19 protein-coding genes and 1 pseudogene are annotated in these 22,933 nt (G+C 66.0%); 11 read left to right on the forward strand and 9 right to left on the reverse strand.

Going from position 1 to position 22,933, the window contains the following annotated elements:
- Nucleotides 1-18 precede the first annotated feature (18 nt).
- From GJG85_RS07445 to GJG85_RS07455, 3 genes are all read right to left on the reverse strand, one after another.
- Complete coding sequence (locus tag GJG85_RS07445) at nucleotides 19-276, reverse strand: hypothetical protein (RefSeq protein ID WP_034184019.1); 258 nt, start codon at nucleotides 274-276, stop codon at nucleotides 19-21.
- A gap of 136 nt (nucleotides 277-412) precedes the next feature.
- Nucleotides 413-676 (reverse strand): hypothetical protein, encoded by a 264-nt coding sequence (locus GJG85_RS07450; RefSeq protein WP_050012476.1) that lies wholly within the window; start codon nucleotides 674-676, stop codon nucleotides 413-415.
- A 220-nt stretch (nucleotides 677-896) separates the two neighbouring features.
- Nucleotides 897-1,613, reverse strand: coding sequence for a YdcF family protein (locus GJG85_RS07455; protein WP_050012477.1), 717 nt, complete (start codon nucleotides 1,611-1,613; stop codon nucleotides 897-899).
- A gap of 160 nt (nucleotides 1,614-1,773) precedes the next feature.
- On the opposite strand from GJG85_RS07455, the gene GJG85_RS07460 reads away from it, so the two are divergent.
- Nucleotides 1,774-2,091, forward strand: coding sequence for a hypothetical protein (locus GJG85_RS07460; protein WP_050012478.1), 318 nt, complete (start codon nucleotides 1,774-1,776; stop codon nucleotides 2,089-2,091).
- A gap of 193 nt (nucleotides 2,092-2,284) precedes the next feature.
- Here GJG85_RS07460 and GJG85_RS07465 read toward each other — a convergent pair whose 3' ends face one another.
- Both GJG85_RS07465 and GJG85_RS07470 read right to left on the reverse strand, forming a co-directional pair.
- A complete protein-coding gene (locus GJG85_RS07465; RefSeq protein WP_050012479.1) occupies nucleotides 2,285-2,536 on the reverse strand; it encodes a hypothetical protein in 252 nt (83 codons plus the stop codon).
- Between the two features lie 211 nt (nucleotides 2,537-2,747).
- Nucleotides 2,748-3,134 (reverse strand): annotated as a pseudogene (locus tag GJG85_RS07470) (transposase); the annotation flags it as partial.
- Nucleotides 3,135-3,564: 430 nt separating this feature from the next.
- On the opposite strand from GJG85_RS07470, the gene GJG85_RS07475 reads away from it, so the two are divergent.
- From GJG85_RS07475 to truB, 9 genes are all read left to right on the forward strand, one after another.
- Nucleotides 3,565-4,467, forward strand: coding sequence for a LysR family transcriptional regulator (locus GJG85_RS07475; RefSeq protein WP_089488385.1), 903 nt, complete (start codon nucleotides 3,565-3,567; stop codon nucleotides 4,465-4,467).
- A gap of 74 nt (nucleotides 4,468-4,541) precedes the next feature.
- Complete coding sequence (locus tag GJG85_RS07480; RefSeq protein ID WP_204383814.1) at nucleotides 4,542-5,744, forward strand: pyridoxal phosphate-dependent aminotransferase; 1,203 nt, start codon at nucleotides 4,542-4,544, stop codon at nucleotides 5,742-5,744.
- Nucleotides 5,745-6,016: 272 nt separating this feature from the next.
- Entirely contained in the window at nucleotides 6,017-7,048 is a 1,032-nt protein-coding gene (gene scpB, locus GJG85_RS07485) for an SMC-Scp complex subunit ScpB (RefSeq protein ID WP_050012481.1), read from the forward strand.
- A 60-nt stretch (nucleotides 7,049-7,108) separates the two neighbouring features.
- The gene (rluB, locus tag GJG85_RS07490; RefSeq protein WP_089488386.1) at nucleotides 7,109-8,839 is read left to right on the forward strand and encodes a 23S rRNA pseudouridine(2605) synthase RluB; all 1,731 of its coding nucleotides are present in this window, start codon (nucleotides 7,109-7,111) and stop codon (nucleotides 8,837-8,839) included.
- A gap of 445 nt (nucleotides 8,840-9,284) precedes the next feature.
- Nucleotides 9,285-9,743 carry a ribosome maturation factor RimP gene (gene rimP / locus GJG85_RS07495; protein ID WP_006476167.1) on the forward strand — a complete coding sequence of 153 codons (459 nt, stop codon included), beginning with the start codon at nucleotides 9,285-9,287 and terminating at the stop codon, nucleotides 9,741-9,743.
- The gene (gene nusA, locus GJG85_RS07500) at nucleotides 9,743-11,218 is read left to right on the forward strand and encodes a transcription termination factor NusA (protein WP_006476166.1); all 1,476 of its coding nucleotides are present in this window, start codon (nucleotides 9,743-9,745) and stop codon (nucleotides 11,216-11,218) included. The genes rimP and nusA overlap by 1 nt, the downstream gene beginning before the upstream one ends.
- A gap of 91 nt (nucleotides 11,219-11,309) precedes the next feature.
- Nucleotides 11,310-14,228, forward strand: a complete 2,919-nt coding sequence (infB, locus tag GJG85_RS07505; protein WP_050012483.1) for a translation initiation factor IF-2 — start codon at nucleotides 11,310-11,312, stop codon at nucleotides 14,226-14,228.
- Nucleotides 14,229-14,342: 114 nt separating this feature from the next.
- Nucleotides 14,343-14,741 (forward strand): 30S ribosome-binding factor RbfA, encoded by a 399-nt coding sequence (gene rbfA, locus GJG85_RS07510; protein ID WP_050012484.1) that lies wholly within the window; start codon nucleotides 14,343-14,345, stop codon nucleotides 14,739-14,741.
- A gap of 13 nt (nucleotides 14,742-14,754) precedes the next feature.
- Nucleotides 14,755-15,687, forward strand: a complete 933-nt coding sequence (truB, locus tag GJG85_RS07515; RefSeq protein ID WP_050012485.1) for a tRNA pseudouridine(55) synthase TruB — start codon at nucleotides 14,755-14,757, stop codon at nucleotides 15,685-15,687.
- A gap of 90 nt (nucleotides 15,688-15,777) precedes the next feature.
- On the opposite strand, the gene GJG85_RS07520 is transcribed toward truB, so the two are convergent.
- The 4 genes from GJG85_RS07520 to GJG85_RS07535 form a co-directional block, all read right to left on the reverse strand.
- Complete coding sequence (locus GJG85_RS07520; RefSeq protein WP_050012486.1) at nucleotides 15,778-17,337, reverse strand: DHA2 family efflux MFS transporter permease subunit; 1,560 nt, start codon at nucleotides 17,335-17,337, stop codon at nucleotides 15,778-15,780.
- Nucleotides 17,338-17,365: 28 nt separating this feature from the next.
- Complete coding sequence (locus GJG85_RS07525; RefSeq protein WP_204383821.1) at nucleotides 17,366-18,580, reverse strand: HlyD family secretion protein; 1,215 nt, start codon at nucleotides 18,578-18,580, stop codon at nucleotides 17,366-17,368.
- Nucleotides 18,581-18,632: 52 nt separating this feature from the next.
- Nucleotides 18,633-20,129: an efflux transporter outer membrane subunit gene (locus GJG85_RS07530; protein WP_050012488.1), complete on the reverse strand. Its 1,497-nt coding sequence runs from the start codon at nucleotides 20,127-20,129 to the stop codon at nucleotides 18,633-18,635.
- 87 nt (nucleotides 20,130-20,216) lie between these two features.
- Nucleotides 20,217-20,708 (reverse strand): MarR family transcriptional regulator, encoded by a 492-nt coding sequence (locus tag GJG85_RS07535; protein ID WP_050012489.1) that lies wholly within the window; start codon nucleotides 20,706-20,708, stop codon nucleotides 20,217-20,219.
- A 305-nt stretch (nucleotides 20,709-21,013) separates the two neighbouring features.
- Between GJG85_RS07535 and typA the strand changes: the two genes are divergently transcribed.
- Nucleotides 21,014-22,840: a translational GTPase TypA gene (gene typA, locus GJG85_RS07540; RefSeq protein WP_006476159.1), complete on the forward strand. Its 1,827-nt coding sequence runs from the start codon at nucleotides 21,014-21,016 to the stop codon at nucleotides 22,838-22,840.
- Nucleotides 22,841-22,933 lie beyond the last annotated feature (93 nt).

The following is a 22,933-nucleotide window of genomic DNA, read 5'->3' on the forward strand; positions in this document are numbered from 1 at the left end:
CCGGTCGCGGGCGGCGCGTCAGTGCGACGTGCCGGGTACGTCCAGGATCAGGATGATCGTCCAGTCGGCGTCGCCGTCATGGTGATACTGGCGCTCGGCAACGATGAACGGTTGCTGCTTGCCTTGCGGGCCGAGGAACAGCACGTCGCCTTCCATCGGCAGGCACTCGATCGGCGGTAGCGCGAGGAACGCGTCGGCCGAGCCGCGGGGCATCAGTTGCTTGATCTGGCGAGTGGCGGCTTCGGTCCACTCGATGTCGAGTTGAATGTTGCTCATGCTGTCCTCCGCACCGGGGTGCGCACGGGTGGAAAATTTCGGTGCGCGACTTTAGCACAGCGCGCAGGCGCCGCAACCAAAAAAGCCGAACCCGGCTGCCCGGATTCGGCTTTTCGCTGAAGCGGTGCCGCCGAACTTACTGGCTGGCAGCGTCTGCAGCCTTCGCCTTCTTGGCGGCCTTCTTGTGATGCGCAGCCTTCTTGCCGTGGTGATGCTCTTCCTGCGCCGCCGGCTGAGCCGCTTCGGCCGCTTGTTGCTGTTGCAGCGCTTGTGCACGCTGCTCGATCTCGGCGATCTTGGCCGGATCGGTGATGGTTTGAATCTGCGTGCTCTCTTGCGCGTACGCTGCGCCAGTCAGCGCCGACATCGCTACCAGGATAGCCAGGGACGTCTTCTTCATTGCTTTACCTCCGCTAAGTGGTGATGAACCCGAGTGTTGCCGTTTTGTCTGGCGACTGCCGTCGAGTGCGTGTCGAGTGTAACAAAAGTGACGGATCAATGTGCACCGGATCGTCGCACGACGCAAGACCTCGTTGAAGTCGCGCAACGCTTCGCGCACTTCGTCACGCGTCTGCCATCCGGGTGGCACCGCGATTTTCGCGCCGGGTTTCCCGGTGTCGTCAAAACCAGCCGAGCCAGCGATACACGTGGAATTGCGCGATTCCCACCAGCTCGTGCAGCGCCTGCGCGGCGTTGGCCACATTGCGCCAGCGCGGCAGCCAGCCAGTCTGCGCGCGGCGGAGATTCGCATAAACGGGCTGCGGATCGATGCCGAAACGGCGGAAATCGAGCAGGGCGCGGCGCATCTGATACGACGACGTGACGAGAATGCGCGCGTCGTCATACTGTGAGCGTAGTATAGACGCAGTGAATTTCGCGTTTTCGTAGGTCGTGCGGCTGTTCGGTTCGAGCACGAGGTCGGCGGGCGCCACGCCCTGCGCGACGAGCTGGCGTCCGTAGACGGCCGCCTCCGTGTCGCCGTGATGTTGCGGGTCGCCGCCCGACATCACGACGGTGCAGCGCTGGGCCTGCTGCCGGCACGTGCGATAGAGCGCCGCCACCTTGCGGATGCGCGCGACGCCGTCCGGCGGCGGCTGCAATCCGGTGTCGGTGCGGTGCGTGCCGGCGCCGATGAGGATCAGCGTGGTGCGCCCATGCATGTCGGGGCGCTCGACCGGCGTGACGCCGGCCTCGGTCCACGCGATCAGCGGCGCCGCGAGCCAGCCCGTCGCGAGCAGCCAGAACAGCGCGGCGGCGGCGATCGAAATGGTTCGACGCTGCTTGCGGCAGAGCATGAAACCGATGAAGAGAAGTACAAATGAATCGAACAGAATCAATTTGATTGGGGTATGGTGTCTTTTTATGGACGGCTGACGAGACGGCCCTGACGCGACGCCGAACAACGTTGGCCTCCAGAATCGGTGGCGGTTTCGGCGGGCGGAGACCCCGCCCGGTGCGCCGCTTCGCATTGTCGCTGCACTTTAAGAAAGAATCGAGATGGCCACGTATTCCAACGAAGCGGTGCTCGACGCATTGAGACGAGTGCAGTACCGCCAGGTACCGTGGGCACGCCGCCCGGGCGTGTTCGAGTATCTCCGTTCGCTCGGGCTGATGGACACGGTCAGGCAGAAGACCGTTGCCCCCGCACCGGGCTTTCATGCACCGGTCGACATTGCCGTACTGACCGACAGCGGTCGAGCCGAATTCTCGCGCCTCGAGCGCGCCGAAAAATTACTTTCCTGGACTGATCGCCGCATGGACGACTACGCATTGAGCGAAGCGGGCGCCGTGGCGATTCTCGAAAGCCGCCTGTAGCGGGCTTCATCCCGGCCCGTGCATCGCCGCGCAGGCCGGCGATGCAAAAAAAAGCCCGTATCGCGAGGATACGGGCGTACCGGATACTTTTGCTGCTGCCACGCTGTGCTCATGGCAACGATGTGACTCGCCGCATGCGGCGCAGTTCCCGGATCCGGGCATTTTCTTTGGCGAAATCTCGAAATCGACAGGACTACGGATGACGCGACATGCCGGGTGGCTGTGAGCCGATCCGCGCCCGAGCGTTGCTGGCGATATCGCCGCGCAAGTCGCCGCGCGGCACGGTTTGCCGGCTCGACGAGTTGGCGGCCGGCGGCTGGCGGAGGCTGTTGCGGTGGTCCTGCTGGCGATGGGGCGGCTTCGCGCGATCGTCGGCATGGGCCGGAGCGGCCAGCGCCACGGAAACGACAATGCCGCATGCAACGAGCAGTGACATTGTTTTCATGGCGGGGCTCCCTCTCAAGCCGTCCGTGCGGCCTGTTGATATGACGCTAAGGTAAGCGTGGGAGTGCAGGCTTGCTGTAAATATTGGTAAATAGATGTTTCGCGGCACGACAACGGTAATCGACGGCAAAGCGTGCGACGCAACGAAGTCGCGTCGCAGAAAGACACCGGGCGGCCGCAGCCGCCCGATCGAGCATTCGTTACGCCATCTTGACGGGGGCGCGCCAGGATTCCGGATTGGTCCAGAAGGCGCCGCGCAGCCGGTCGCGGCTCGGCGGGGCGGGCGGCTTCGCCGCGCTTGCGCCGATGCGTCCGCGCAGCGAGATTTGCCGGCCGCTCGTGCCGAGTCGTTTCACGATTTCGGCGAGCGTACCGTCCGCCTGCCATTCGTCGAAGCGGCGGCGGCAGGTCGGCGGGGACGGGTAGCGGCCCGGCAGTTTCGACCAGCCTTCACCCGTCGACAGCACCCACAGCACGGCGTTGACCACCGACCGGGCTTCCACGCGGGGACGGCCGCGCCGCTCGCTCCGCGCGGGCTCCGAGCAAAACAGACCCTCGACCAGCGCCCACTCGTTATCTCTCAAATCGTCGAACAGCATCATGTCCTCACCTCAGCGAAGCTAACTCCGGTGCGCTGCCCTGCGCCGCGCACTCTTCAAGCACTCGAGCGTCGAGTGCCGGGTGGGGGCGTCCGGTTGGCCGGCAGCGGCGTTTCTGCTCTTCCGTCCGACGAACCTGCACCCTGTGCGCAAGGTAATGCACGAAGCGTGCCATGTCGGAGGTGAATCCCTCGAGAGCCGCTTGGCAGCGAGCTAACGGCTAAGTCAGCTAGGGGCGTATAAGACGCCAAAATAACCCGTCAGCAAATCGGGACAATCACCAATCTTGTGCAATTCGCCCATGTCACGTGCGTTTGCGAATCTATTGCACCGCAGCGAAACATGGACGGCGGGGGCCAGATTCGCTCACCGCGGACGGCTTCGCACATTAGAATCACGCATCGATATCGGCGATTGATGAGGTCGGGACATGAACGTTACGCTGCGCCAGCTTCGCGTGTTCATCGAGGTCGCGCGGCTCAAGAGCTTCAGTCGGGCGGGTGACGAGATCGGGCTCACGCAGTCCGCGGTCAGCCGTTGCGTGCGTGAGCTCGAGGCCGAACTCGGGTTGAAGCTGATCGACCGGACGACGCGCGACGTGCAGCTGACCGACGTCGGCGGAAACCTGATCGCGAGCGTGTCGCGCCTGCTCGACGATCTCGACGACACGCTGCGCGAGATTCGCGAGATTGGCGAGCAGCGTCGCGGGCGCGTGATCGTCGCGGCAAGCCCGACGATCGCCTGCAGGCTGATGCCGCGCGTGGTGGCGTCGTGCGAGCGCCAGTTCCCGTTCGTGACGCTCGGCCTGCGCGACGACGTGCAGAGCGACGTGCTGCGCAAGGTGAAGTCGAGCGAAGTCGACTTCGGCGTCGTGATCGGGCCGCTGACGGTCGCCGATATCGTCTGCGAGCCGCTGATGACCGATTCGTTCTGCCTCGTCGCGCGCGCCGACCATCCGCTTGCGGCGCGGGCCGAGGTGCCGTGGACGGCGCTCGACGGCGAGCGCCTCGTGCTGCTCGATCATGCGTCGGGCAGTCGGCCGCTGATCGACGCGGCGCTGGCCACGCATCGCGTCAACGCGACGGTCATGCAGGAACTCGGGCATTCGGCGACCGTGTTCGGGCTGGTCGAGGCCGGTGTCGGCGTGAGCGTGCAGCCGTGGCTGTCGTTGCCGCTGCCTGCCGGCTCGACGCTGGTCGCGCGGCCGCTCACGCCGCGCACCGAACGCACCGTCGAGCTGGTGCGCCGCCGCGACCGGTCGTTGTCGCCCGCCGCGCAGGCGATCTGGGAGCTCGTGCGGCAGATGCCGGCAAGGGCCGAGGATCTCGACTGACGTGCGCCGCCGTGCGCCGGTCCGGCTTGCCGGCCGGTACACTACGCGGATCGTGTTCCTCCGCGGTGTTCTCGATGACGCATTCCGCAGGTTTTTTCCCGCCGCACGATGAGCCGGCGGCGCGCACCGCGGTGCATGCGCTGCGGCCGTCGCTGATCCGCGAGGTCGCGAACGCCGGTTTCGGCGTGCCGGACATGCTGCCGTTCTGGTTCGGCGAATCCGATCGCGTGACGCCGGACTTCATCCGCGACGCCGCGGCGGCGGCGCTGCGCGACGGCGCGACCTTCTACACGCACAATCTCGGCACGGCGCCGCTGCGCGACGCGATCGCGGCCTACGTCAGCGCGCGTCACGGTGCGACGGCGGCCGACACGGTCGCCGTGACGAGTTCGGGCGTGAGTGCGCTGATGCTGGCCGTCCAGATGCTGGTCGGGCCGGGCGAGCGTGTCGTCGCCGTCACGCCGCTGTGGCCGAATCTCGTCGAGATTCCGAAGATTCTGGGAGCGCAGGTCGATTGCGTGCCGCTCGGCTACGGCGACGCGGGCTGGCAGCTCGACGTCGGCCGGCTGCTCGCGGCGCTGACGCCCGATACGCGGATGCTGCTGATCAACTCGCCGAACAACCCGACCGGCTGGACGATGTCGCGCGACGATCAGCTGGCCGTGCTCGCCCATTGTCGTCGTCACGGCATCTGGCTGGTCGCCGACGAGGTGTACGAGCGGCTTGCCTTCGACGAGGGCGGCGCGCCGTCGTTTCTCGACATCGCGTCTCGCGACGAGCGCGTCGTGGTCGTGAATTCGTTCTCGAAGGCATGGGCGATGACGGGCTGGCGGCTCGGATGGCTGATTGCGCCGGCCTCGGTGATGGGCGACCTGTCGAAGCTCGTCGAATACAACACGTCGTGCGCGCCGGGCTTCGTGCAGGCCGCGGCCGAGGTCGCGTTGCGCGACGGCGAGCCGTTCGTGCGGTCGTTCGTCACGGCGCTGCGCGACGCGCGCGATCACCTGGTCGCCGCGCTGCGGACGCTGCCGGGCGTCGAGGTGCCGCCTCCGCCGGGCGCGATGTACCTGTTCCTGCGGCTGCCGGGGGCGGCCGACAGCCTGGCGTTCTGCAAGACGCTGGTGCGCGACGCGGGGCTCGGCCTGGCGCCCGGGCGTGCGTTCGGCCCGGAGGGGGAGGGGTTCGTGCGCTGGTGTTATGCGTGCGATCCGGCGCGGCTCGACGCGGGCGTCGAGCGGCTGCGCCGGTTCCTTGCGCATGGCGCGGGCGCCCGCTGAAGCGGGGACGGAGCGGGCGCGCCGCCCGGGCGGCGGCCTGTTCCACTCATCTTTACGCACCGGGCAATTTTGCGTAATATGGCGCTCAGTCACGCGGTTCCGTCGTTGAGCCGTGCTGTTCCGTCCGGTTTGGGCCTGGCCTGAAGTTGGTTCGCCGCCCCCGGTTCGTGCTCCCATCAATATGACCGATCAGAATCGGGCGAGCGCGTCTTCCGTTCCTTTCGTCTGTTTGTTGATCCGGTTCGTTTGACCACAGGGTCTGGCCTAGCTGCATGAATACCCAAGAGGCGAAGATCGTCCTCGAGACTGCTTTGATCTGTGCGCAGGAACCGCTGAAGCTTGGCGATTTGCGCAAGCTCTTTGCCGACGGCGTGTCGGCTGACACGGTCCGCACGTTGCTCGAAGACCTGAAACAGGATTGGTCCGGTCGCGGTGTCGAACTGGTGGCGCTGGCGACCGGGTGGCGCTTTCAGAGCAAGCCGGCGATGCGTCATTATCTGGATCGCCTGCATCCCGAGAAGCCGCCGAAATATTCGCGCGCGGTGCTCGAAACGCTCGCGATCATCGCGTACCGGCAGCCCGTCACGCGCGGCGACATTGAAGAGATTCGCGGCGTCACGGTCAATACGCAGGTGGTCAAGCAACTCGAGGACCGCGGCTGGATCGAGGTGATCGGTCATCGCGACGTGCCGGGGCGTCCGGCGCTGTATGCGACGACCAAGCAGTTCCTCGACGATCTCGGCCTGAAGGCGCTCGACGACCTGCCCGCGCTCGAAGAGCCGGCTGCGAACATCGAGGCCGCGCTGCTCGCGCAGCAGGCGATGGATTTCGACGGTGACATGCCGGCGGCCGACGCGCCGCAGGCGCTGGCGGATGAAGCAGTCGCCGGCGAGTCGACCGACGGGGCCGGCGATGCCGCGGCCGACGTCGCGTCGACGCAGGAAATTCCGGGTCGCGATACGCTCGATGCTGATCGCGGGCAAACGGAACAGATTGAACGGACGGAACAGGTTGGCGCCGAAGCAGTGCCGACCGATGTGCAGCCCGAGCCGCAGCGTGCGGATTGGAGCGAGGAAGATCGCAAGCCGGCCGCCGAAGCGGCTGCCGGAGACGGAGCGGAAGCGGCCGGCGGCATGCCCGGCGAGGCCGATCAGGCCGACGCATCCCGCCTCCGTCCTGCGGACGACGAGGCGCTGGACGACACGTCCGACAGTCTCGCGGATGCCGTGCGAAGCGCCAGTGCGCCCATCGGCGCCGACGCGCTGCCGGACGACGAAGCAGAACCCGAACAGCGTCGCGCCTGATCGCGGCCAACTTCTTGCCGCGCCCGCGCCGGGCGCGAGACCTGACATTTTGAGGTTGTTTTGACAGATATCCACGATATTGAATCGTCCGCGCCTGCCGTGCAGGCAGCGCGTGCCGACGATGCGCCGGAGCGGGATGCTTCGGCCGCGGGTGGCGACGAGCGTCCCCGCCGCGGTCTGCGGCGCGGCCCGCGCAGCCTGATCGCGCGGCGTCGCGCGGCGGCCAAGTCGAAGGGCGCCGAAGGCGAGCAGCCGGGTGCCGAGGGCGCGGATGCGCAGCCGGCCGACGCTGTCGACGCGCAGCCGGCGCGTGCGCCGCGCAAGGAAGGCGCGGCCAAGGGCGGTCGCAAGCCGGCCGCCAAGCGCGAAGGCGCACCCAAGGGTGGCCAGGGCGGCCAGGGCCGTCGCGGTGCGGCGAAGGCTGAAGGCGGCCCGGCGAAGGCGGCGGAAGGCGATGCGTCCCAGGACGAGCTGTTCGCATACGTGACGTCGCCCGCCTTCGACGCGGACAACTCCGCGGGCGGCAGCGGCGTGCGTGCGCCGATGCTGCGCCGCGGCCGCAGCCAGCCGGCGAACAAGCGCGTGCTGTCGCCGGACGACGACGCGCCGAAGCTCCACAAGGTGCTGGCGGAAGCAGGCATGGGTTCGCGCCGCGAAATGGAAGAGCTGATCGTCGCCGGCCGCGTGTCGGTGAACGGCGAGCCCGCGCACATCGGCCAGCGGATCATGCCGACCGACCAGGTGCGGATCAACGGCAAGCCGGTCAAGCGCAAGCTGCCGAACAAGCCGCCGCGCGTGCTGCTGTATCACAAGCCGACCGGCGAGATCGTCAGCCACGCGGATCCTGAAGGCCGTCCGTCGGTGTTCGACCGTCTGCCGCCGATGAAGACGGCGAAATGGCTCGCGGTGGGCCGCCTCGACTTCAATACCGAAGGTCTGCTGATGCTGACGACCTCCGGTGATCTCGCGAACCGCTTCATGCATCCGCGTTACAGCGTCGAGCGCGAGTACGCGGTACGCGTCGTCGGCGAGCTGGCCGAAGGGATGCGGCAGAAGCTGCTGCACGGCGTCGAGCTCGACGACGGTCCGGCGAATTTCCTGCGCATCCGCGACGGCGGCGGTGAAGGCACGAACCACTGGTATCACGTCGCGCTGGCCGAAGGCCGCAACCGCGAAGTGCGCCGGATGTTCGAGGCGGTCGGCCTGATGGTGAGTCGGTTGATCCGGACGCGTCACGGCCCGATTCCGCTGCCGCGCGGCCTGAAGCGCGGTCGTTGGGAAGAGCTCGACGACGCGCAGGTGCGCAAGCTGATGGCAACCGTCGGCCTGAAGGCGCCGGCCGAGGAGAAGGGCAAGCGCGGCAGTGCCGGTCCGGCCGAGCGTCGCCAGCCCGACCCGATGGAGACGTCGATGGGCTTCATCAGTCGCGAGCCGGTGCTGACGACGCACGGGCAACTCGACCAGCCGCGTCGCGGCGGTGGCCGACGCGGCGGCCCGGGTCTGCCGGGCCTGAGCGGCTACGGCAGCCTGCCGGTTGCGCCGTCGGGTTATGGCAACCGCGCGGGCGGCGGCCGTGATGGCAATCGCGCAGGCGGCGGCCGCGACGGCAATCGCACCGGCGGTGGTCGCGATGTCGACGGCAATCGCGCGTCGTATGGCGCGGGCCCGAAGCGCGGCGGCAGCAAGGGTGGCGGCAATCGCAATCCGAACGGCAATCGTGCGGACGGCGCCGGCAACGGCGGCGCGCGCGGTGGCCAGCGTCCGCAGCGCAGCCGCACGCGCGGCCGCTAAGCGTCTATTGGGGCACGGCGGCGTAGAGCCGCCGGCGTGCCGGCTCGATCGGCGTCCGGCCGATTTTTCCGGCACGACGCATCGCGTCGATGATCTTCGGCTGTATCCATGCCGCGTGCCGCGGCAATGCCGATCATCGGCGCGGCGGGATGCGCCGGTCGACCGGACAAGCCCGATTTCGCATTTTCGGTCCGTAAAGGCGGCCGACGCGCTGCTTTTACCGGCTGGCTTGGCGTTTGCGCCAAAAATCGCTATAATCGCGGAGTCGCTGGGCGTACGGATTCAATGTGCGGCTCAGGTGCGACCACCAGTAAGAAGATGGGCGTTCCGCCCATTTTTTTTTGCTGAAACGGTTAGGCATCTCGGGTAGCGCTTCCTGCGCCGGCTAAGGCGCGCGCCCGCGGGTGAATCGCGAGCGGCGGGCGCGAACACCTGAGAGGACACTGTGCAACTGACGGAACTGATAGAAACCACGGTCACCGGGCTCGGCTACGAGCTGGTGGAACTCGAGCGCACCGGGCGCGGCATGCTTTGCATCTATATCGATCAGCCTGCCGGCATCTCGCTCGAAGATTGCGAAAAGGTTACGCGTCAGCTCCAGCACGTCTTGACGGTCGAAAATATCGATTACGAACGGCTCGAAGTCTCGTCCCCGGGGCTCGACCGCCCGTTGAAGAAGCTGGCCGACTTCGAGCGCTTCGCCGGCAGCGAAGTTTCCGTGACCTTGAAAAAGCCGCTGGACGGGCGCAAGACGTACCGGGGCATTCTGCACGCGCCGAATGGCGAAACGATCGGTTTGGAATTTGAGGGGAAGAAGGGCGAGGCAGCCATGCTGGATTTCACGCTGGCCGATATCGATAAAGCCCGCCTGATTCCGCAAGTTGACTTTAGGAGCCGCAAATAATGAGTCGCGAAGTGTTGATGCTGGTGGATGCGCTGGCGCGCGAGAAAAACGTCGACAAGGATGTGGTGCTGGGCGCCCTCGAGGCTGCGCTCGCGTCCGCTTCCAAGAAGCTGTTCGACGAAGGCGCCGAAATCCGCGTCCATATCGATCGCGAAAGCGGCGAGCACGAAACCTTCCGTCGCTGGCTCGTCGTGCCCGACGAGGCAGGCTTGCAGGAGCCGGATCGCGAGATCCTGCTGTTCGAAGCACGTGAGCAGAAGCCCGACGTCGAAGTCGGCGAGTATGTCGAGGAACCCGTTCCGTCGATCGAATTCGGTCGGATCGGCGCGCAGGCCGCGAAGCAGGTGATCCTGCAGAAGGTGCGCGACGCGGAGCGCGAGCAGATCCTGAACGACTACCTCGAGCGTGGCGAAAAGATCATGACGGGTACGGTGAAGCGGCTCGACAAGGGCAACTTCATCGTCGAATCGGGCCGTGTCGAGGCGCTGCTGCGCCGCGATCAGCTGATCCCGAAGGAAAACCTGCGCGTGGGCGACCGCGTGCGGGCATACATCGCGAAGGTCGACCGCACCGCGCGCGGCCCGCAGATCGAGCTGTCGCGCACGGCGCCCGAATTCCTGATGAAGCTGTTCGAGATGGAAGTGCCGGAAATCGAGCAGGGCCTGCTCGAGATCAAGGCGGCCGCCCGCGACCCGGGCGTGCGCGCGAAGATCGGCGTGATCGCGTACGACAAGCGGATCGATCCGATCGGCACCTGCGTCGGCATCCGCGGTTCGCGCGTGCAGGCCGTGCGCAACGAGCTCGGTGGCGAAAACATCGACATCGTGCTATGGTCGGAAGATCCCGCCCAGTTCGTTATCGGCGCGCTCGCGCCGGCAGCCGTCCAGTCGATCGTCGTCGATGAAGAAAAGCATTCGATGGACGTCGTCGTCGACGAGAACGAACTGGCTGTCGCGATCGGCCGCAGCGGTCAGAACGTGCGCCTTGCCGGCGAACTGACCGGCTGGCAGATCAACATCATGACGCCGGACGAATCCGCGCTGAAGCAGGGCGAAGAGCGCGACCGGCTGCGTGCGCTGTTCATGGCGCGTCTCGACGTCGACGAAGAAGTTGCCGACATCCTGATCGACGAAGGCTTCACGAGCCTCGAGGAAATCGCGTACGTGCCGCTCAACGAAATGCTCGAAATCGAGGCGTTCGACGAGGACACCGTGCACGAACTGCGCAACCGCGCACGCGACGCGCTGTTGACGATGGCCATCGCGAACGAAGAAAAGGTCGAGAATGCAGCGCTGGATCTCAAGAGCCTCGACGGCATCACGCCGGAGCTGCTCGCGAAGCTGGCCGAACACGGCGTGCAGACGCGCGACGATCTCGCCGAACTGGCTGTAGATGAACTGGTCGACATGACCGGAATGGAAGAGGATGCCGCTAAGGCGTTGATCATGAAAGCACGTGAACATTGGTTCCAGTGAGAAATGACCATGGCGCACTGATTTGATGGCGGCCGTATGGCCTGACCCGATGCTAACCGCAAGGAATCGGTCCTTGCACTAAGAGGAATGAATGGCGAGTAACAACGTAGCCCAATTTGCCGCGGAACTGAAAATGCCTGCTGGTGTGCTGCTCGAACAGCTGCAGGCAGCGGGCGTCCAGAAAGCGAGTGAAGACGATGCGCTGTCCGAAGCGGACAAGGCGCGTCTGCTCGATCATTTGCGCAAGTCGCACGGCGCAACCGACGGCGACAAGCGCAAGATCACGCTGACCCGCAAGCATACGTCGGAGATCAAGCAATCTGACGCGACGGGCAAGGCTCGCACCATTCAGGTCGAGGTCCGCAAGAAGCGTACGTTCGTCAAGCGCGACGACGTGGCCGACGGCGCGGAACAGGGTCAGGCGCAGGTCGCCGAAGCGGACGACGATGCAGAACTGAAGCGTCGCGAGGAAGAGGCGCGCCGCGAGGCCGAGCTGCTCGAGAAGCAGGCGCAGGAGCTGCGCGAGCGTCAGGAGCGCCTCGAGCGCGAGGAAGCCGAACGTCGCGCCCGCGAGGAAGCGGCCGAGGCCGAGCGCCGTCGCGCCGAGGAAGAAGCGGCGACGAAGCGTGCCGCGGCGGAAGCCGCCGCAGCCCAGCAGCAGGCGGCAGCGCAGCAGGCTGCTGCTGCCGAGCAGGAAGCGACGCCGACGCAGTCCGCGCAGGACGAAGCACGCGCAGCCGCCGAACGCGCGGCGCAGCGCGAAGCGGCGAAGAAGGCCGAGGACGCTGCCCGCGAGGCAGCCGACAAGGCGCGCGCCGAGCAGGAAGAGATCAGCAAGCGTCGCGCGGCGGCAGAAGCCGAAGCACGCGCGATCCGCGAAATGATGAACACGCCGCGCAAGGCCGTGGTCAAGGCAGTCGAGCCGCCGAAGCCGGTCGAGCCGCCGAAGCCGGCTGAAGCGAAGGGCACGCTGCACAAGCCGGCGAAGCCGGAAGGCGCACAGGCGCGTCCGGCCGTGAAGAAGCCGGCGGGTGCGGCGGCTCCGGCCACCACGCAGGCGCCGGCAGGCGCGGGCGACCGCAACAAGAAGCCGGGCGCAGGCAAGGGCGGCTGGCAGGACGACGCATCGAAGCGTCGCGGCATCAAGACGCGCGGCGACTCGAGCGGCGGCGTCGACCGCGGCTGGCGCGGCGGCCCGAAGGGTCGCGGCCGTCACCAGGACAGTTCGACGTTCCAGGCGCCGACCGAACCGATCGTTCGCGAAGTGCATGTGCCGGAAACCGTGTCGGTTGCCGATCTCGCGCACAAGATGTCGATCAAGGCCTCCGAAGTCATCAAGGTGATGATGAAGATGGGCCAGATGGTCACGATCAACCAGGTGCTGGACCAGGAAACGGCGATGATCATCGTCGAGGAACTGGGCCACCGCGCGGTTGCCGCGAAGCTGGACGATCCGGAAGCGCTGCTCGTCGAAGGCGAAACCGGTACCGATGCGGAGCAACTGCCGCGTCCGCCGGTCGTCACGGTGATGGGTCACGTCGACCACGGCAAGACGTCGCTGCTCGACCACATCCGCCGCGCGAAGGTTGCAGCGGGCGAAGCGGGCGGCATTACGCAGCACATCGGCGCTTACCACGTCGAAACGCCGCGTGGCGTCATCACGTTCCTCGATACGCCGGGTCACGAAGCGTTCACGGCAATGCGTGCACGCGGCGCGAAGGCGACCGACATCGTGGTGCTGGTGGTGGCGGCCGACGACGGCGTGATGCCGCAGACGAAGGAAGCCATCGCCCACGCGAAGGCGGGCGGCGTGCCGATCGTCGTCGCGATCAACAAGATCGACAAGCCGGATGCGAACCCCGATCGCGTCAAGCAGGAGCTGGTCGCGGAAGGCGTCGTGCCGGAAGAATACGGTGGCGATTCGCCGTTCGTGCCGGTGTCGGCGAAGACGGGCGCGGGTATCGACGATCTGCTCGAGAACGTGCTGCTGCAGGCCGAAGTGCTGGAACTGAAGGCACCGGTCGAAGCGCCGGCCAAGGGCATCGTGATCGAAGCGAAGCTCGACAAGGGTAAAGGCCCGGTCGCGACGATCCTCGTGCAGTCCGGTACGCTGAACCGCGGCGACATCGTGCTGGCGGGTACGGCCTACGGCCGCGTCCGTGCGATGCTCGACGAGAACGGCAAGCCGACGAAGGAAGCCGGCCCGTCGATCCCGGTCGAAATCCAGGGTCTGTCGGAAGTGCCGGGTGCGGGCGAGGAAGTGATCGTGCTGCCGGACGAGCGCAAGGCACGTGAAATCGCGCTGTTCCGTCAGGGCAAGTTCCGCGACGTGAAGCTCGCGAAGCAGCAGGCCGCGAAGCTGGAAAGCATGCTCGAGCAGATGGGCGAGGGCGAAGTGCAGAACCTGCCGCTCATCATCAAGGCCGACGTGCAGGGTTCGCAGGAAGCGCTCGTGCAGTCGCTGCTCAAGCTGTCGACCGACGAAGTGCGCGTGCAGATCGTGCACAGCGCGGTGGGCGGCATCAGCGAAAACGACGTCAACCTCGCGACGGCATCGAAGGCGGTCATCATCGGCTTCAACACGCGTGCGGATGCTCAGGCACGCAAGCTGGCCGAGGCGAACGGCATCGATATCCGCTACTACAACATCATCTACGACGCAGTGGATGAGGTGAAGGCGGCGATGTCGGGCATGCTGGCGCCGGAGAAGCGCGAAGTCATCACCGGCATGGTCGAGGTGCGCCAGGTCTTCAAGGTACCGAAGATCGGCACGGTCGCCGGTTGTATGGTCACGGACGGTATCGTCAAGCGCTCGTCGTCGGTGCGCGTGCTGCGCAACAACGTCGTGATCTTCACGGGCGAACTCGAATCGCTGAAGCGCTTCAAGGACGACGTGAAGGAAGTGAAGCAAGGCTTCGAGTGCGGTATGTCGGTGAAGAACTTCAACGATATCGTCGAAGGCGACCAGTTCGAAGTCTTCGAAGTGACCGAAGTCGCGCGTACGCTGTAATCGTCGCGCATCGGCTCATGGGCGGGGCAGGCTTGGGCCTGTCCCGCCCATTTTCATGGTGGCGTGCCGAAAACGGCCGCCGCTTCATCCTGATAAACGGATCACGGATCGATCATGTCCAGGAAACGTACTTCCCCCAATCGCAACGTTCAGATCGCCGACCAGATTCAGCGCGATCTGTCCGAACTCATCATGCGCGAGGTCAAGGATCCGCGCGTCGGCATCGTGACCATCCAGAGCGTGGAACTCACGCCGGACTATGCGCACGCGAAGGTCTATTTCACGGCGCTCACCGGCGATCCGGACAAGACGCAGGAGGCGCTGAACCATGCGTCGGGTCACCTGCACAACCTGCTGTTCAAGCGCCTGCACATTCATACGGTGCCGACGCTGCATTTCCATTACGACCAGACGATCGAGAAGGCCGTCGAAATGTCGCGCCTGATCAAGGAAGCGAACTCGACCCGCGCGAAGGACGACGACGAGGCCGACGCGCCTGCCAAGGACGACTGAGCTCGACGGGCCTATGACGAATGCAGCACCCCAACGTCCGCGCGTGCCCCGGCGCGTGCTGGACGGCGTTCTCCTGCTGGACAAGCCGGTCGGCCTGTCCAGCAACGATGCGCTGATTCGCGCGAAGCGCCTGCTTCTCGCGAAGAAGGCCGGTCACACCGGCACGCTCGATCCGCTGGCTTCGGGCCTGCTGCCGTTGTGTTTCGGCGAAGCGACCAAGTTTTCGCAGGATTTGCTCGACGCCGACAAGACCTATGAAGCGACGATGCGTCTCGGCCAGCGCACGGCCACCGGCGACGCGGAAGGCGACGTGATCGACACGCGGCCGGTCGAATGCGATCGAGCGGCGGTGGAAGCCGCGCTCGTGCGCTTCACCGGCGACATCGTGCAGGTGCCGCCGATGTATTCGGCGCTCAAGCGCGACGGCAAGCCGCTGTATGAATATGCGCGCGCCGGTCAGACCGTCGAGCGGAAAGGCCGCAACGTGACGATCCACTTGCTCGAACTACTCGCGTGCGAGCTGCCCGACGTGACGTTTCGCGTGACCTGCAGCAAGGGCACGTATGTGCGCACGCTGGCGGAGGATATCGGCGAAGCGCTGGGTTGCGGCGCGCATTTGACGATGCTGCGTCGCACGGGCGTCGGTGCGCTGACGCTCGAGCATGCGGTGACGCTCGACGCGCTGTCGGACGCGGCCGAATCGGCGCGCGATGCATGGCTGCAGCCGGTTGATGCGCTGCTGTCGACGTTTCCGCTGGTGCGTCTCGACGAAGCCAGCGCGAAGCGGTTTCTGCACGGGCAGCGGCTACCGCTGTCGGCGCTCGAACCGATCGACGCGGGCGAGGGCGAGCGCGTGCGCGTGTACGACGCAACGCGGTTGCTCGGCGTGGCGCGCAAGGCGAATGGCGTGCTCGCGCCGGAGCGGCTGGTCGTGACGGCTGAGTGATGCGAGGCGCGCAAGCGCCATCGCCGGCACAAAAAACCCGGTCGAAATCGACCGGGTTTTTTGTTGGGTGCATTGCGTTGAACGTGGTGCTCAGTGCGCGGCCGACGCCGCCGCACCCGCATCGCCGCCGCCCGCGCGTTCGGGCTTCGTGATCCAGATCAGTCCGATCAGCAGCACGAAGATCGCCGCCGAAATGTAGAACAGATCGTTCACGCCCAGCTGCGCAGCCTGCTGCGTGGCCATGTTGTTGATCAGGCCGTGTGCCTGCTGCTGCGTAAGCCCGAGATTGCCCATCTGAGTGACGGCCTGATTGAACGTCGGGTTGTACGGATTCGTCTGCTCGACCAGCTGCGCGTGGTGGAAGTTGTTGCGGTGGTCCCACGCGGTCTGGAAGATCGACGTGCCGATGCCGCCGCACATGATCCGCACGAAGTTCGACAGGCCGGACGCCGCCGGAATGCGGTGGCCGGGCAGACCCGACAGCGTGATCGACACCAGCGGGATGAAGAAGCCCGCCATCGCGATGCCCTGCACGAGCGTCGGCAGCGTCAGCGACCATTCGTCGACGCCGGTCGTGTAGCGCGAACGCATCCAGAAGCACAGCGCGAACGTGAGGAACGCAGCGGTCGCGATGTAGCGCGGATCGGTGCGCGGCAGGAACTTGCCGGTCAGCGGCGACAGCAGGATCGCGAACAACCCCACGGGCGCCATCACGAGCCCCGCATCGGTGGCCGTATAGCCGATCTGGGTCTGCAGCCACAGCGGCAGCAGCACGAGATTGCCGAAGTAGAGCCCGTAGCCGACCGCAAGCGCGATCGTGCCGCCCGTGAAGTTGCGCATGCGGAACAGCGACAGGTCGACGACCGGATGTTCCGCGGTCAGCTCCCAGATCACGAAGAACGCGAACGAGATGACCGCGATCAACGCGAGCGCGACGATCGTGGTCGACGCGAACCAGTCGAGATCCTTGCCCTTGTCGAGCATGATCTGCAGCGAGCCGACCCACAGCACGAGCAGCGCGAGGCCGACGCCGTCGATCGGCGCGCGGCGCACCGTCGATTCGCGCGTACGGTAGATCGACCACGTGGCAAGCGCGGCGGCGATGCCGACGGGGATGTTCACGTAGAAGATCCAGGGCCACGAATAATTGTCCGAGATCCAGCCGCCGAGGATCGGCCCCGCGACCGGCGCGATCAGCGTCGTCATCGACCACAGGGCGAGCGCCATCGGCGCCTTCGCGCGTGGATAGCTCGACAGCAGCAGCGATTGCGACAGCGGAATCATCGGGCCCGCGACGGCACCCTGGAGCACGCGTGACGCGAGCAGGAATGGCAGGCTCGGCGCCAGCCCGCACATCCACGACGAGATGACGAACAGGATGATCGACGCGAGGAACAGGCGAACTTGCCCGAAACGGTCGGTCAGCCAGCCGGTCAGCGGCACCGAGATTGCGTTGGCGACCGCGAACGACGTGATGACCCACGTGCCCTGGTCGGACGACACGCCGAGGTCGCCCGAGATGGTCGGGATCGCGACGTTCGCGATGGACGTGTCGAGCACGTTCATGAACACCGCGAGCGACACCGCGATCGTGCCGAGCACGAGTTGCCCGCCCTGCAGGGGCGGGTAGGAGACAGGAGCCTGTGCCATGTCGGTTGTCTTTCCGGAGTCGGAACGGTTACATCATTTTCGCGGCGGCGTTCTGCTTCGCCGCGACCGGCGCCGACGCGTTGCCGCCTGCGTTCTCGGCGATGATGCGCGCGATTTCGGCGTCGGCTTCGTCGCCGTATTTCGCGAACACGTTGGTCTCGTAGACGGTGTTCGGCGCGTTGACGAGCTGGTCGCCGCGTTCGTCCTTGATGTCCACGTCGACCTGCATCGACAGGCCGATGCGCAGCGGATGCTTGTCGAGATCCTTCGGGTCGAGCTCGATACGCACCGGCAGGCGCTGCACGACCTTGATCCAGTTGCCGGTCGCGTTCTGCGCCGGCAGCAGCGAGAACGCCGAGCCCGTGCCGGCCGAGAAGCCGACGACCTTGCCGTGGTACGTGACCGACGAACCGTAGATGTCGGCCGTCATCTCGACCGGCTGGCCGATGCGCATGTGCTTCAACTGGACTTCCTTGAAGTTCGCGTCGACCCACACGGCATTGAGCGGCACCACCGACATCAGCGGGTTGCCGGGCGATACGCGCTGGCCGACCTGCACCGAGCGCTTTGCGACGTAGCCGGTGACCGGCGCCGGCAGCACGTTACGCGCGTTCGCGAGGTATGCGTCGCGCACCTTCGCGGCGGCGGCCATCACGTTCGGGTGCGATGCGATCGTCGTGTTCGCGGTCAATGCGCGATTCGATGCGAGCTGCTGCTGGGCGGCGTCGACCGATGCCTGCGCGGCCTTCACCGCGTCGCGGGCGTGCGAGATTTCTTCCTGCGACACGGCGCCCGTCTGCGCGACGGCGAGGCGGCGACGCAGGTCGTCCTGTGCCTTCGACAGGTCGGACTGGCGCAGCGCGACTTGTGCGCGGTACTGGTCGTCGTTGACGAACAGGCCGCGCACCTGGCGCACCGTCTGCGCGAGGTTGGCTTCCGCCTGCTGCAGTGCGACCTGCGAATCGGCCGGGTCGAGCACGACGAGCGGGTCGCCGGCCTTGACCGTTTGCGTGTCGTCCGCCTTCACGGCGATCACGGTGCCGGTGACCTGCGGCGTGATCTGCACGACGTTGCCGTTCACGTACGCATCGTCGGTGTCTTCATGGAAGCGGGCGACGAGGAAGTAGTACAGGCCGTATGCGATGGCCGCGATCACGATGACCGCGACGAGCAGCGTCATCATTCGTTTGCGCTTGCCGTTGTTCTGCAGCTGCGCGCTGGCGGCGTTTTGTTGGTCGCTCATGGCGATTTTCTCCGTCCGTTATTTCGAGTGTCTGCGTAGTGGTGGCGCCGGCTCAGTTGGCGGCTTGTTTGGTCGGCGTGGCCGCATCGGGCGCGGCGAGCGGCGTGCCCGTCGCGTCGAACCCGCCGCCGAGCGCCTTGATCAGCGCGAGCTGCATGTCGCGGCGACGCATCTTCAGGTTGGTCACCGTCTGCTCCGATGCGAGGCGGTTGCTGTCCGCCGTCAGCACTTGCAGTTGCGGCGACAGGCCGGCCTTGTAGCGGATGACCGCGAGATCGTACGCGCGCGTCGATGCGTCGAGCGCACGTTGGGCGTCGCCCATCTGGCGATCGACCGCGCGGATCGACGCGACCTGCGTCGCGACGTCGTTCAGCGCGCTGATCAGCGTCTGGTTGTAGTTCGCGACCGACAGGTCGAAATCGGCGTAGCGGCCCTTGAGCTGGGCGCGCAGCGCGCCGGCATCGAAGATCGGCAGGTGGATCGCCGGGCCGAACTGCGCCTGGCGGCTCGCGAAATTCAGGAATTTGCCCCAGCCGAATGCATCGAAGCCGAAGCCGGCCGCGAGGTTCACGTCGGGGTAGAACTCGGCCTTCGCTTCCTTCACGTCGTGCATCGCGGCTTCGACCTGCCAGCGCGCGGCGACGATGTCGGGGCGGCGCGACACGAGATCGGCCGGCAGGTTGCCGGGCAGCGTGACGTCGCCGCTCGGGTTCATCACGGGCGCCGCGATCTGCAGCCCGCGATCCGGGCCCTTGCCGAGCAGCGCGGCGAGCTGGTAGCGCACCGTCGTGATCTGGCCGTCGAGGTCCGACAGCGAAGCCTGCGTCGTCGCGATGTTGCCGCGGGCCGTCTGGCGTTCGACGTTGGTGTCGAGGCCGGCCGATACGCGGCCGTCGGTGATCTTGCCGACCGTCTCGCGGTTGCTGATCTCGCGCTGCGCGATGTCGCGCAGCGCATAGAGCTGCGCGAGCGAGTTGTAGGTGCGCGCGACCGACGACGCGAGCGTGATGCGCGCCTGCTGCATGTCGGCTTCGGCGGCCTTTTCCTGCGACACGGCCGTGTGCAGGCGTTCGCGGTTCTTGCCCCACAGGTCGAGTTCCCACGACGCGCTCGCGAGCGCGTTGTTCTCGCTGTACCACTGGCCGCCGTACGGAGGCGGGAACAGTGCGTTCGACGAATACAGCTCGCGCGTCCACGAATAGCTGGCTTCGGCCTTCGGCATCAGGTTCGAGCGGGACGATTCGATGTACGACGACGCCTTCGCGATGCGTGCCTGCGCCTGCGCGATCGACGGGTTGCCCTGCAGCGCTTCGTCGATCAGCTTCGGCAGTTGCGGATCGCCGAACTGGCTCGCCCAGTCGAGCGCCGGCCACTGGCCGCCCTGGGCCGGCAGGCTCTGGGCGGATTCGAATTGCGACGCGGGGGCGATCTGCTTGTCGCTCTTGATGCCGATGTAATTCGCGCAGCCCGCCAGCGCCAGCGCGGCGACCGCGGCGGCGACGGCGGCGCGGCACGACCCGGCGCGCACGGACAACGGGGAGGTTTTCATCGCGCTAACCCCTGACTCGGAATGAATGATGGACACTGCAAGGATTTCCTTACATTAATCTGTCAAAAGTAATTGTTATGGCAACTATTACGTGACGCTGCCGCCGGCCGTCTCGCAATAGTTGCTGAGAATGCGGCGCAGCATGCTCTTCAGGAACCCGACTTCTTCCGGCGTAAACCCGTCCAGCACCTGGTCGAGCACGCTGCGAAAAATGGGCGGCAGCCGTTCGGCTAGCGCACGGCCTTCGTCGGTGAGTTCGAGGCGCACGACGCGCCGGTCCTCGATGCTGCGCACGCGCGACAGCAGGCCGCGTTTCTCGACCCGGTCGAGCAGGCGCGTGACCGCGCTCGCGTCGATCCCGTATTCGCGCGCCAGTTCGGCGGCCGTCGAGCACTTGCCGACCGCGATCATGAACAGCATGCTCGCCTGCGTGCCGGTGATGCCGAGCTCTTCCTGCGTGCGCTGAGTGACGAGGTTGGTCATCACGGACTTCACGCGCGACATCAGATAGCCGACGCTGTCGTTCATCTGATACGTGGACAACGGCGAAACGGGCGGTGGGGTAGGAGAATCCGACATAAAACCCTGAAGCTGCAATAGTTGACTAGGCAGCAGTATAGGCACAATTGCTTGCCGCGGCAAATGTTAATCGAACGGCTAAGCGCGTGCTCGGCACGGCGAGAATCCCTTGTCTCGATAAGGTTTTTCGTCCGGGCGCGGTGGGGCGAAGCGGATTGGCGCAGCCTGTTTTGCTGCGTTGCAACGCGCGGGACAGCTGTCGACACGCACACGTGCTATAATTTGAGGCTCTCCAAGCTGCAACGCGCGCGCCCCGTGGAAAACGAGCGCGCGCGTTTGCGCGTTCAAACGATTTCCAGGTTTCTATGACCCGCGCCCTTCGCAATATCGCCATCATCGCCCACGTCGACCACGGCAAGACCACGCTCGTCGACCAGCTGCTCCGCCAGTCCGGCACCTTCCGCGACAACCAGCAGATTGCGGAGCGGGTGATGGACTCGAACGACATCGAAAAAGAGCGCGGGATCACGATTCTCGCGAAGAACTGCGCGGTCGAATACGAAGGCACGCACGTCAACATCGTCGACACCCCGGGGCACGCGGACTTCGGCGGCGAAGTCGAGCGCGTGCTGTCGATGGTCGACTCGGTGCTGCTGCTCGTCGACGCGGTCGAGGGCCCGATGCCGCAGACGCGCTTCGTCACGAAGAAGGCGCTCGCGCTCGGCCTGAAGCCGATCGTCGTCGTCAACAAGATCGACCGTCCGGGCGCGCGGATCGACTGGGTGATCAACCAGACCTTCGACCTGTTCGACAAGCTCGGCGCGACCGAAGAGCAGCTCGATTTCCCGATCGTCTACGCGTCGGGCCTGAACGGCTATGCGTCGCTCGACCCGGCCGCGCGCGAAGGCGACATGCGCCCGCTGTTCGAGGCGATCCTCGAGCACGTGCCGGTTCGCCCGGCCGATCCGGAAGCGCCGCTGCAGCTCCAGATCACGTCGCTCGACTATTCGACGTACGTCGGCCGGATCGGCGTCGGCCGCATCACGCGCGGCCGGATCAAGCCGGGCCAGCCGGTCGTGATGCGCTTCGGCCCGGAAGGCGACGTGCTGAACCGCAAGATCAATCAGGTGCTGTCGTTCAAGGGCCTGGAGCGCGTGCAGGTCGAATCGGCCGAAGCGGGCGACATCGTGCTGATCAACGGGATCGAAGACGTCGGCATCGGCGCGACGATCTGCGCGGTCGACACGCCGGAAGCGCTGCCGATGATCACCGTCGACGAACCGACGCTGACGATGAACTTCCTCGTCAACTCGTCGCCGCTCGCCGGCCGCGAAGGCAAGTTCGTGACGAGCCGCCAGATCCGCGACCGTCTGATGAAGGAACTGAACCACAACGTCGCGCTGCGCGTGAAGGATACCGGCGACGAAACGGTGTTCGAAGTGTCGGGCCGCGGCGAGCTGCACCTGACGATTCTCGTCGAGAACATGCGCCGCGAAGGCTACGAGCTGGCCGTGTCGCGTCCGCGCGTCGTGATGCAGGAAATCGACGGCGTGCGTCACGAGCCGTACGAGCTGCTGACGGTCGACGTCGAGGACGAGCACCAGGGCGGCGTGATGGAAGAGCTCGGCCGCCGCAAGGGCGAAATGCTCGACATGGCGTCGGACGGCCGCGGCCGTACGCGCCTGGAATACAAGATCTCGGCACGCGGCCTGATCGGCTTCCAGAGCGAATTCCTGACGCTCACGCGCGGCACGGGCCTGATGAGCCACATCTTCGACTCGTACGCACCGGTCAAGGACGGCTCGGTGTTCGAGCGCCGCAACGGCGTGCTGATCTCGCAGGACGACGGCGCGGCCGTGGCCTACGCACTGTGGAAGCTGCAGGATCGCGGCCGCATGTTCGTGAAGCCGGGCGACGCGCTGTATGAGGGCATGATCATCGGCATCCACAGCCGCGACAACGACCTCGTCGTGAACCCGATCAAGGGCAAGCAGCTGACCAACGTGCGCGCGTCGGGTACCGACGAAGCCGTGCGTCTGGTACCGCCGGTCCAGATGTCGCTGGAATACGCGGTCGAATTCATCGACGACGACGAGCTCGTCGAAGTGACGCCGCAGTCGATCCGCCTGCGCAAGCGCTTCCTGAAGGAGCACGAGCGTCGCCGCGCGAGCCGCGAAGGCGCGGTCGACTAAGCATCGACTGTTCCCGCGCACGACGAAAGAGGCTGCCTTCGGGCAGCCTTTTTTGCATTCGCGCATCGCACAACCGGAGTGCCTGCAAAACAC

Source organism: Burkholderia sp. MS389 (assembly GCF_016899425.1).
GTDB classification, from domain to species: domain Bacteria; phylum Pseudomonadota; class Gammaproteobacteria; order Burkholderiales; family Burkholderiaceae; genus Burkholderia; species Burkholderia sola.

Bases quoted from the DNA above. Each gene is read 5' to 3' on its own strand.
- GJG85_RS07445 (WP_034184019.1), bottom strand. From the start codon at position 276: ATGAGCAACATTCAACTCGACATCGAGTGGACCGAAGCCGCCACTCGC.
- GJG85_RS07450 (WP_050012476.1), bottom strand. From the start codon at position 676: ATGAAGAAGACGTCCCTGGCTATCCTGGTAGCGATGTCGGCGCTGACT.
- GJG85_RS07460 (WP_050012478.1), top strand. From the start codon at position 1,774: ATGGCCACGTATTCCAACGAAGCGGTGCTCGACGCATTGAGACGAGTG.
- GJG85_RS07465 (WP_050012479.1), bottom strand. From the start codon at position 2,536: ATGAAAACAATGTCACTGCTCGTTGCATGCGGCATTGTCGTTTCCGTG.
- GJG85_RS07475 (WP_089488385.1), top strand. From the start codon at position 3,565: ATGAACGTTACGCTGCGCCAGCTTCGCGTGTTCATCGAGGTCGCGCGG.
- GJG85_RS07480 (WP_204383814.1), top strand. From the start codon at position 4,542: ATGACGCATTCCGCAGGTTTTTTCCCGCCGCACGATGAGCCGGCGGCG.
- scpB (WP_050012481.1), top strand. From the start codon at position 6,017: ATGAATACCCAAGAGGCGAAGATCGTCCTCGAGACTGCTTTGATCTGT.
- nusA (WP_006476166.1), top strand. From the start codon at position 9,743: ATGAGTCGCGAAGTGTTGATGCTGGTGGATGCGCTGGCGCGCGAGAAA.
- infB (WP_050012483.1), top strand. From the start codon at position 11,310: ATGGCGAGTAACAACGTAGCCCAATTTGCCGCGGAACTGAAAATGCCT.
- rbfA (WP_050012484.1), top strand. From the start codon at position 14,343: ATGTCCAGGAAACGTACTTCCCCCAATCGCAACGTTCAGATCGCCGAC.
- truB (WP_050012485.1), top strand. From the start codon at position 14,755: ATGACGAATGCAGCACCCCAACGTCCGCGCGTGCCCCGGCGCGTGCTG.
- GJG85_RS07520 (WP_050012486.1), bottom strand. From the start codon at position 17,337: ATGGCACAGGCTCCTGTCTCCTACCCGCCCCTGCAGGGCGGGCAACTC.
- GJG85_RS07525 (WP_204383821.1), bottom strand. From the start codon at position 18,580: ATGAGCGACCAACAAAACGCCGCCAGCGCGCAGCTGCAGAACAACGGC.
- GJG85_RS07530 (WP_050012488.1), bottom strand. From the start codon at position 20,129: ATGAAAACCTCCCCGTTGTCCGTGCGCGCCGGGTCGTGCCGCGCCGCC.
- GJG85_RS07535 (WP_050012489.1), bottom strand. From the start codon at position 20,708: ATGTCGGATTCTCCTACCCCACCGCCCGTTTCGCCGTTGTCCACGTAT.
- typA (WP_006476159.1), top strand. From the start codon at position 21,014: ATGACCCGCGCCCTTCGCAATATCGCCATCATCGCCCACGTCGACCAC.